This window comes from Mycobacterium sp. AZCC_0083, assembly GCF_014202335.1.
Classification (GTDB): Bacteria; Actinomycetota; Actinomycetes; order Mycobacteriales; family Mycobacteriaceae; genus Mycobacterium.
Window position 1 is genome coordinate 242024 of record NZ_JACHGP010000012.1, and the last position, 8550, is coordinate 250573.

The following is an 8550-nucleotide window of genomic DNA, read 5'->3' on the forward strand; positions in this document are numbered from 1 at the left end:
CTACATCAGGTCGTTGGCGGGCACGTCGTCGCGATGTTCGCGGTACCACGCCACCGTCCGCTCCAGGCCGTCATCGAGGCCGACGGCCGGTGACCAGCCAAGCGCGCGCATCTTGGTGATGTCGGGGCAGCGCCGCGGGGTGCCACCCGCCTGAAGCTCGCCTGGCTGGATGTCCAGGTCGATGCCGACGATCTTGCCGATGCGGGCGGCGAGGTCGCGAATGCTGACTTCCTCGTCGCTGCCGATGTGGTAAACCTCGCGGTGGCCGCCCTTTTCGTACATCGTCAGGATGCCCTCGACGATGTCGTCGACGTAGCAGAACGAGCGGGTCTCGGTGCCGTCACCCTGAATCGGGAACGCGCCATCGCCTGCGTCCTGGGCAGCCAGCGCCCGCAGGATGAACTGGGGCTCGACGTGCTTCCAGCCCATGTTCGGCCCAAACACGTTGTGCGGCCGGAAGACCTGCACCTGACGGTAGTGATCCTGACCGTAGTTGAACGCGATCAGCTCGCTGACGATCTTGGAACCGCCATAGGAGAATCTGGGGTTGAGGCTGTCGGGCAGCATCAACGGAATGGTCTCGGGAGTTGGGACCAGTGCAGGCGTCTGATAGACCTCCGCGGTCGACGCCACCACCAGGTCCGGCACGCCGACCTCACGGCCGGCGTTGACCACGGCGAGCGCGCCCCGCAGGCCGACGTCGAGCACCAGTTCCGGTCTCTTGTAGAAGTTCTCGGTGCCGTTGATGGCCGCGAGGTGCATCACCACCTCCGCGCCCTTGAATGCACCCTCGAGGGCGTCCTGATCGCGCACGTCGCAGGTGAACAGCTCGACGTCGTCGGCGACCTCGGCGAACCGGCTGGCGTCGCCGCGCACCATCGAGTCGACCACGACGACGTCCCAGCCGTCATGTACCAGGCGCTTGACCAGGTAGGCGCCGATGAATCCGCCACCGCCAGTGACGACTACGCGCTTAGCCATTGGACGGCGCCGTTCCGCGCCGGCCGACGGCGAAGTAGGACGCACCCAGTTCGGAGGTGGGCAGGTGGCTGAAGTGGTTCCAGTAGTCGTACACGAAGCCATCGGGGCTCATGAACTCGTTGATGGTGCGGGGCGAGATCGTGCCAAGCGACGGATGGTTGTTGGCGATCACCACCACCGAAGCTCCGCTGACCGCGTCACCGAAGCGGCTGAAGACCTGCTCGTCGGGGAACTCCGCGGCCAGCACCTCCTGTGGCGTGATCGGATCGTAGACACCGATCTGGGCGTCCGGATGCGCCTTCTTCAGCGCGTCGAGCACCTTGATCGACATCGAGCCACGCAGGTCGCTGGTCTCGGGCTGACCCTTGAAGGCCATGCCGAGGATGTTGATCTTCAGCGGACCGGCGAGCTCACGCCGCTCGATCTCGCTGCTGATGAAGTCGACGGTCTCCTGCGGCTGGCGCTCGTTGACCAGACGTCCCGCCCCGGTGATCTCCAGCGAGATGCCGCGAGTGCGGGCGCTCTCCATCAGGATGTGCGGATCCTTCTCCAGGCACGGGCCGCCGACCAGGCCAGGAAGCGGGATGTTCGTGCGGTTGTAACCCAGCTTGCCGGCGGAGATGACCTCGTGGGCGCTGACGCCGAACGCGTCGCACACCCGGGCAACCTCGTTGGCGAACGCGAACTGGACGTCGCGGAAGGTGTTGCTCACCAGCTTGATGATCTCGGCGGTCTCGATACCCGACACCAGCACGATGGAGCTGGTCAGTCTGCGGAACACGGCGGCGGCCCGATCGGCGACGGCCTGATCGTCGGCGCCGACGATCTGCGGCAACTCACGCAGTTCCTGCAGGGCCTTGCCCTCCAGGGTGCGCTCCGGGCACATGGCGATGTCGAACTTCTTGCCGCTGGCGGCCAGGATCGGGGACACCACGTCGCGGGTGGTGCCGATCTTGACCGTCGAACGGAGGATGACCAGGGCGCCGTCGCGCATGTTCGCGGCGATGTCCCGGGCGGCCGCCTCGATCATGTCGACGCGCGCCACGCCGTCCTGTGCCAGCGGTGTGCCGACCGTGATGATGTACGTGCTGCATGTGAAACTGTCGTCGAACTTCTCCGCGGCCATGAGTTTCTGCGACTTCGTGACCCCGGCGAGCGCGTCGGGCAGACCCGTCTCGGTGAAGTGCGGGACGCCCTCATTGGTCAGATCGACGAGATCTTTTCGCTTCTCGATCCCGATGACCGAGTTGCCCGCCTCGGCAAGCACGGTGGCCAACGTGAGGCCGACGTAGCCGAGCCCGACGATTCCGACATCGAAATTTGCTGGCAAACTCATCATTCCTCAGTTTCTACCTGATCGAACGTTGCGACAACAACTCAGAACCTTACTTGCTGAGTCACCGTTTGCGCGCGAGCTAGGCTCATGGTGTGCCGCTGCCCACAGATTCGCATCCCGCGTTTGCCGCCTACGCCCACCCCGATCGCCTGGTCACCGCCGACTGGCTGGCAGGCAACCTCGGCCGTCCCGGCCTTGCCATCGTCGAGTCCAACGAAGACGTGCTGCTCTACGACACCGGCCACGTCCCAGGCGCGGTGAAGATCGACTGGCACACCGATCTCAACGACCCCCACGTCCGCGACTACATCGATGGCACGCAGTTCGCCGCGCTGATGGATCGCAAGGGCATCAGCCGTGACGACACGGTTGTGATCTACGGCGACAAGAGCAACTGGTGGGCGGCGTACGCGCTGTGGGTGTTCACCCTGTTCGGTCACCCCGACGTCCGGTTGCTCGACGGCGGGCGTGATCTCTGGGTCAGCAACGGCCGCGACACCACTCTGGAGGTGCCGAGCAAGCACACCACGGGCTACCCGGTGGTCGACCGCGACGACGCCGCGATCCGGGCCTTCAGGGACGACGTCCTCGGCAAACTCGGGACCGAGCCGCTGATCGACGTCCGCTCACCGCTTGAGTACACCGGCGAGCGGACCCACATGCCCGACTACCCAGAAGAGGGCGCGTTGCGCGGCGGTCACATCCCCACCGCGAAGTCGATCCCGTGGGGCAAGGCGGCCGACGACAACGGACGGTTCCGCAGCCGTGCCGAACTCGACGATCTGTACGGGTTCCTCACCTCGGATGACAAGACGGTCGTGTACTGCCGCATCGGCGAGCGGTCCAGCCACACCTGGTTCGTACTGACCCATCTGCTCGGGCTGCCCGGCGTGCGCAACTACGACGGCTCTTGGACCGAGTGGGGCAACGCGGTGCGCGTACCCGTCGCCGTCGGAACCGAACCAGGTGGAGCGCCCGGCGCCTCATGAGTACGGTGTCTTCCCTTCCGGCCGCCTTAGCCGAGGTGGTGTCCGACTTCGCCGACATGCAGGGGCAGGACAAGCTGCAGCTGCTGCTGGAGTTCGCGAACGAATTGCCGCCGCTGCCCGAAGATCTCGAAGAAGCGGCCATGGAGCCGGTGCCCGAGTGTCAGTCGCCGCTGTTCCTGCACGTCGACGCCTCGGACCGTGCGCACGTCCGGTTGTTCTTCAGCGCCCCTGCCGAGGCTCCGACGACGCGTGGGTTCGCCGCGATCCTGGCCGCCGGGCTCGACGATCACACGGCCGACGAGATCCTTGGCGTGCCCGACGACTTCTACTCCGAGTTGGGTCTCGCCGCGTTGATCAGCCCGCTGCGGCTGCGCGGCATGTCTGCCATGCTGGCGCGGATCAAGCGGCGCCTGCGCGCAGCCTGATCAACCGAGATTTACCTACCCACCGGTAACCAATACCGGCTCGCCGGGGTTGGTGTCGCGCCCCTTAAACTGCGCGGGATACATTCTTAAAGACGTTTCTTAGAGACACATGCCATCAGGAGGCGCAGTGCCCAGCCACGCCAGCTCGAAGATCACCAAGGTGCTCGTCGCCAACCGCGGTGAGATCGCCGTCCGGGTGATCCGCGCGGCCAAGGACGCCGGGCTGGCCAGCGTGGCCGTGTACGCCGAACCCGACGCCGACGCCCTACACGTGCGACTCGCCGACGAGGCGTTCGCCCTTGGCGGCCAGACCTCGGCCGAGTCGTACCTGGTATTCGAGAAGCTCCTGGACGCGGCCGAGAAATCCGGCGCCAACGCGATCCACCCCGGCTATGGATTCCTTTCGGAGAACGCCGACTTCGCGCAGGCCGTGATCGACGCGGGTCTGATCTGGATCGGGCCGAGCCCGCAGTCGATCCGCGACCTCGGCGACAAGGTCACTGCCCGTCACATCGCCGCAAAGGCGAAGGCTCCGTTGGTCCCCGGCACGGCCGAGCCCGTCAAGGACGCCGACGAGATCATCGCGTTCGCCAAGGAATTCGGCGTTCCCATCGCCATCAAGGCGGCGTTCGGCGGCGGCGGGCGCGGCATGAAGGTGGCCCGCACCATCGAGGAGATCCCCGAGCTGTTCGACTCCGCCACCCGCGAGGCCGTCTCGGCATTCGGTCGCGGTGAGTGCTTCGTCGAGCGCTACCTTGACAAGCCGCGCCACGTCGAGGCGCAGGTCATCGCCGATACGCACGGCAACGTCGTGGTCGCGGGCACCCGCGACTGCTCGCTGCAGCGGCGCTTCCAGAAGCTCGTCGAGGAGGCGCCTGCGCCGTTCCTGAGCGACGCGCAGCGCAAGGAGATCCACGAGTCGGCCAAGCGGATCTGCAAGGAGGCCGGCTACCACGGCGCGGGCACCGTCGAGTACCTGGTCGGCCAGGACGGGCTGATCTCGTTCCTCGAGGTGAACACCCGCCTGCAGGTCGAGCATCCGGTGACAGAGGAGACCGCGGGCATCGATCTGGTGCTGCAGCAGTTCAAGATCGCCAACGGCGAAGCGCTGGACATCACCGAGGACCCGACGCCCCGCGGACACTCCTTCGAGTTCCGCATCAACGGCGAGGACGCCGGCCGCGGCTTCCTGCCCGCGCCGGGACCGGTGCTCAAGTTCGATCCCCCGACGGGCCCCGGCGTGCGCCTGGACTCCGGTGTCGAGAGCGGTTCGGTGATCGGCGGCCAGTTCGACTCGATGCTGGCCAAGCTGATCGTGACCGGCGCGAACCGCGACGAGGCGTTGGCCCGTTCGCGGCGTGCGCTGGCCGAGTTCCACATCGAGGGCTTGGCCACGGTCATTCCCTTCCACCGCGCCGTCGTGTCCGACCCTGCCTTCATCGGTGACGGTGAGGGCTTCACCGTCCACACCCGCTGGATCGAGACCGAGTGGGACAACAAGATCGAGCCGTTCACCGGCGGTGCTCCGCTCGACGAGGAGGAGGCCCTCCCGCGTCAGAAGGTCGTCGTCGAGATCGGCGGCCGTCGCGTCGAGGTATCGCTGCCCGGCGACCTCGCGATCGGCAACGGCGGCGGCGGAGCAGCAGGTGCGGCCGGTGTGATTCGCAAGAAGCCCAAGGCCCGCAAGCGCGGCGCGCAGGCTGGTGCGGCCGCCTCGGGTGACTCCGTGACCGCGCCCATGCAGGGCACAGTCGTGAAGGTCGCCGTCGAGGAGGGCCAGACGGTCGCCACGGGCGATCTCATCGTGGTGCTCGAGGCCATGAAGATGGAGAACCCGGTCACCGCTCACAAGGACGGCACGATCACCGGGCTATCCGTCGAGGCAGGCACCGCCGTCACGCAGGGCACCGTCCTCGCGGAGATCAAGGACTAACTAGCCGCTAGCCAGTCGGTGAACCGGGTGGCGGCGAGCACTGCGTCGTCACCGGTCACCAGGCTGTGTTGCTCGTCAACTGGCGTGCCGAAGTAGGTCGCCTGCGGATCGACGACGACGGTCTTGCCGTCTCCCTGCTTGGCGAGGACGGCGCTGGCCATGTCCGCGAACGAGAACTTGTCCGGCCCACCGATGTTCACGATGCCGCCGACTGGAGGGCCGACGGCGACACGCGCCACCTCGGCGGCCACGTCGTCGGAGGCGATCAGCTGGATCAGTCCGTCCGGCACCCGGACCTCGTCGCCGACCACCAGCGATCCGGTGATCGCCTCGGCGAATTCGTGGAACTGCGTGGCGCGCACCACGGTGTACGGGATGCCGGAGTCGACGAGCGTCTTCTCCTGGATCACCTTGGCCCGCATGTAGCCACTGTCGGGCAGGCCTTCCGCGCCGACGATCGACAGTGCAACGTAGTGGGCGATGCCTGCGGTCTTCGCGGCCGCCGCCAGGTTCGTCGTGGACGTCGAGAAGAACTGCAGCACTGCGTCGTCCTCGAACGACGGCGAGTTGACCACGTCGATCAGGACATCGGCACCGGCCAGGGTGTCGGCGAGTCCCTCTCCGGTGAGTACGTCAACGCCCGTCTGCCGCGACGTGGCCACCACCTGGTGGCCCTGCGCGGTGAGCAAGTCGACGACCTTGGTTCCGATGAGCCCGCTGGCTCCGATGACGGTGAGTTTCATGTGGCGTATGCCCTATTCATTGGTGCCGCTCGACGTGAGACGCTGACCGGGTGGAGCCCGTCGAGATCAACAATGGCCAGTGGTATCTGCGCGCACTACGGTACGACGACCGTGTCGACGACCGTGATGCTCTCGCCGACCTCGGGGAGTCCGACCTCGACTACGTGCACGACGCCGAGGACGGGTGGGCCGACGACACCCTGTACACGTGGGCCGTGTGCGAGCCGTCGACCGGTGAACTGCTCGCCGAGATCACGCTGGATCCGAAGACGGCGTACATGCACAGCAGGGCGCGGCCCGGCCACCAGGATGCCGCCGCCATGGCCGAGGACACCGTCCGCCGATACGCCTCGGAGGTCCTGAATCTGCGGGTGCACACGTGAGCCCGAAGATCGTCACCGTCACCGGCGCTGCGGGCCAGATCGGCTACGCCGCGCTTTTCCGGATCGGTGCGGGTGCCCTGCTCGGTCGCGGCGTGCCCGTGACGCTGCGGCTACTGGAGTTGCCGTCGGCCGTGCGCGCCGCCGAGGGCGTGGTGATGGAACTCATCGACAGCGCCTTCGACCTGCTTTGCGACGTCGAGATCCACGACGACCCGGTGCGGGCGTTCGACGGCGTCGACGTCGCCCTGCTGATCGGCGCGAAGCCGCGGAGCAAGGGCATGGAACGCGCCGATCTCCTTGCCGCCAATGCCGCGATCTTCGCCGAAGCGGGGCGTGCGCTGAACGCGGGCGCTGGCGCCGACGTCAGGATCGTGGTGGTCGGCAACCCGGCGAACACGAACGCGCTCGTCGCGTCGGCGCACGCACCGGACATCCCCGCCGAACGATTCACCGCGCTCACCCGGCTCGACCATAACCGGGCGGTCGCCGCGCTGGCCGCGCACGCGGGCGTCCACGTCACCGACGTGTCCCGAGTCACGGTGTGGGGCAACCACTCTCCCACCATGTACCCCGATATCTTCCACGCCGTCGTCGGTGGCCGCCCAGGCGCCGAGTACGCCGCCGACTTGGATTGGCTCACCAAGGACTACATCCCGACCGTCGCCGAACGCGGCACCGCGATCATCGAGGCACGCGGCACGTCGTCGGCGGCGTCGGCGGCCAATGCCGCGATCGATCACGTCAGGGATTGGGTCGACGGCACCGATCCCGACGACTGGACCTCGGTGGCACTGCCATCCCCCGGCGTCTACGGCATCCCCGAGGGCTTCGTCTCCTCGTTCCCGGTGCGGGCCGTCGACGGCGCCTGGCAGATAGTGCAGGGCCTCGAGATCAACGAGTTCTCAAGGGCCCGGATCGACGCGTCGGTGGCCGAGCTCGCCGAGGAACGCGCCGCGGTGGCCGCGCTGGGCTTGCTCTAAGTCGCCTTCAGCTTCAGATAATGCGCGATGCCGAGGCGCTCAAAGGTCCGTCGTCGTCCCGGCGAGAGACTTGGTAGGGCCGCCGCGGCGTCGATCACCTCGGGCTGGTTCACGTCGTAGGTTTCGCCATTGAACGAGATCGTGGCTCGCCCGGCGGCAATCACGTTCCGCAGCCAGTCCACTTGGATCCCGTATGCCAGGGGAATTACGAACCCGTCTTGCACACGCTCGACGCCGACCGGCGTCGAGTACTGCTTGCCTGACTTTCTGCCGGTATGCCGGATGGCGGCGGCGTACCAGTACTTTCGCCCGGCGAGCGTGCTCATGAGCGGGTTGAGCAAGTACTTGTTCGAGGTACGAATCGCGCCCAGTAGCGGACGAGGCCAGGTTGCTGGTGCTAACGCCATCCTGCTGACGATACGCGACTGCCGACTGTGGTTCTAAGACAACAATTTTGGCTCCTCAGGCCCATTACCATGGGGCACTGACACTTTCGGTGATGGGACCGCCGTTTGTCCACAGTCCGGGTTTCATCCACAGGCGTGGGTTCGGCGGGTAGTTGCGGTCGGTGCGGGCCGGTAGATTCGAAAGCATGTTCGACCTTCTCGATGAGGCCACCGGCACCTCCGGGGCCGCCGCGACCCTCGCGTGGGCACGGGTCGAGAACGCCGCCTGCGCACGCCGACTGGCCGGGATGGTCGCCCTGCTCGACGCCCGCTACGCCGCGAGCGGATCAGCCAACCGCGACCAGTGGTACCTAGACAACTGGGGTGCCGCAAG

9 protein-coding genes and 1 pseudogene are annotated in these 8550 nt (G+C 66.8%); 6 read left to right on the top strand and 4 right to left on the bottom strand.

Annotated elements, in window-relative coordinates; genetic code table 11:
• Together HNP02_RS28505 and HNP02_RS28510 are read right to left on the bottom strand one after the other, a co-directional pair.
• The gene (locus HNP02_RS28505; protein ID WP_184443974.1) at nt 1-981 is read right to left on the bottom strand and encodes an NAD(P)-dependent oxidoreductase; all 981 of its coding nucleotides are present in this window, start codon (nt 979-981) and stop codon (nt 1-3) included.
• Nucleotides 974-2317, bottom strand: coding sequence for a nucleotide sugar dehydrogenase (locus tag HNP02_RS28510; RefSeq protein ID WP_255507027.1), 1344 nt, complete (start codon nt 2315-2317; stop codon nt 974-976). Before HNP02_RS28510 ends, HNP02_RS28505 begins: the two co-directional genes overlap by 8 nt.
• 92 nt (nt 2318-2409) lie before the next feature.
• On the opposite strand from HNP02_RS28510, the gene HNP02_RS28515 reads away from it, so the two are divergent.
• From HNP02_RS28515 to HNP02_RS28525, 3 genes are all read left to right on the top strand, one after another.
• Entirely contained in the window at nt 2410-3306 is an 897-nt protein-coding gene (locus HNP02_RS28515) for a sulfurtransferase (protein WP_184443976.1), read from the top strand.
• Nucleotides 3303-3731 carry a SufE family protein gene (locus tag HNP02_RS28520; protein ID WP_184443977.1) on the top strand — a complete coding sequence of 143 codons (429 nt, stop codon included), beginning with the start codon at nt 3303-3305 and terminating at the stop codon, nt 3729-3731. The genes HNP02_RS28515 and HNP02_RS28520 overlap by 4 nt, the downstream gene beginning before the upstream one ends.
• Before the next feature lie 127 nt (nt 3732-3858).
• A complete protein-coding gene (locus HNP02_RS28525) occupies nt 3859-5664 on the top strand; it encodes an acetyl/propionyl/methylcrotonyl-CoA carboxylase subunit alpha (protein ID WP_184443978.1) in 1806 nt (601 codons plus the stop codon).
• On the opposite strand, the gene HNP02_RS28530 is transcribed toward HNP02_RS28525, so the two are convergent.
• On the bottom strand, nt 5661-6407 hold the full coding sequence (locus HNP02_RS28530) for an SDR family oxidoreductase (protein ID WP_184443979.1): 747 nt from the start codon (nt 6405-6407) through the stop codon (nt 5661-5663). The genes HNP02_RS28525 and HNP02_RS28530 overlap by 4 nt on opposite strands.
• Nucleotides 6408-6457: 50 nt before the next feature.
• On the opposite strand from HNP02_RS28530, the gene HNP02_RS28535 reads away from it, so the two are divergent.
• On the top strand, nt 6458-6790 hold the full coding sequence (locus HNP02_RS28535; RefSeq protein WP_184443980.1) for a hypothetical protein: 333 nt from the start codon (nt 6458-6460) through the stop codon (nt 6788-6790).
• Nucleotides 6787-7770 (top strand): malate dehydrogenase, encoded by a 984-nt coding sequence (locus HNP02_RS28540; protein ID WP_184443981.1) that lies wholly within the window; start codon nt 6787-6789, stop codon nt 7768-7770. The genes HNP02_RS28535 and HNP02_RS28540 overlap by 4 nt, the downstream gene beginning before the upstream one ends.
• On the opposite strand, the gene HNP02_RS28545 is transcribed toward HNP02_RS28540, so the two are convergent.
• Nucleotides 7767-8096, bottom strand: coding sequence for a nitroreductase family deazaflavin-dependent oxidoreductase (locus HNP02_RS28545; RefSeq protein WP_309241726.1), 330 nt, complete (start codon nt 8094-8096; stop codon nt 7767-7769). The two genes, HNP02_RS28540 and HNP02_RS28545, sit on opposite strands and share 4 nt — an antisense overlap.
• A gap of 266 nt (nt 8097-8362) precedes the next feature.
• Here HNP02_RS28545 and HNP02_RS28550 point away from each other — a divergent pair.
• Nucleotides 8363-8550: pseudogene (locus HNP02_RS28550) on the top strand (HNH endonuclease); the annotation flags it as partial.

Bases quoted from the DNA above. Each gene is read 5' to 3' on its own strand.
- HNP02_RS28505 (WP_184443974.1), bottom strand. From the start codon at position 981: ATGGCTAAGCGCGTAGTCGTCACTGGCGGTGGCGGATTCATCGGCGCC.
- HNP02_RS28510 (WP_255507027.1), bottom strand. From the start codon at position 2,317: ATGAGTTTGCCAGCAAATTTCGATGTCGGAATCGTCGGGCTCGGCTAC.
- HNP02_RS28520 (WP_184443977.1), top strand. From the start codon at position 3,303: ATGAGTACGGTGTCTTCCCTTCCGGCCGCCTTAGCCGAGGTGGTGTCC.
- HNP02_RS28530 (WP_184443979.1), bottom strand. From the start codon at position 6,407: ATGAAACTCACCGTCATCGGAGCCAGCGGGCTCATCGGAACCAAGGTC.
- HNP02_RS28545 (WP_309241726.1), bottom strand. From the start codon at position 8,096: ATGAGCACGCTCGCCGGGCGAAAGTACTGGTACGCCGCCGCCATCCGG.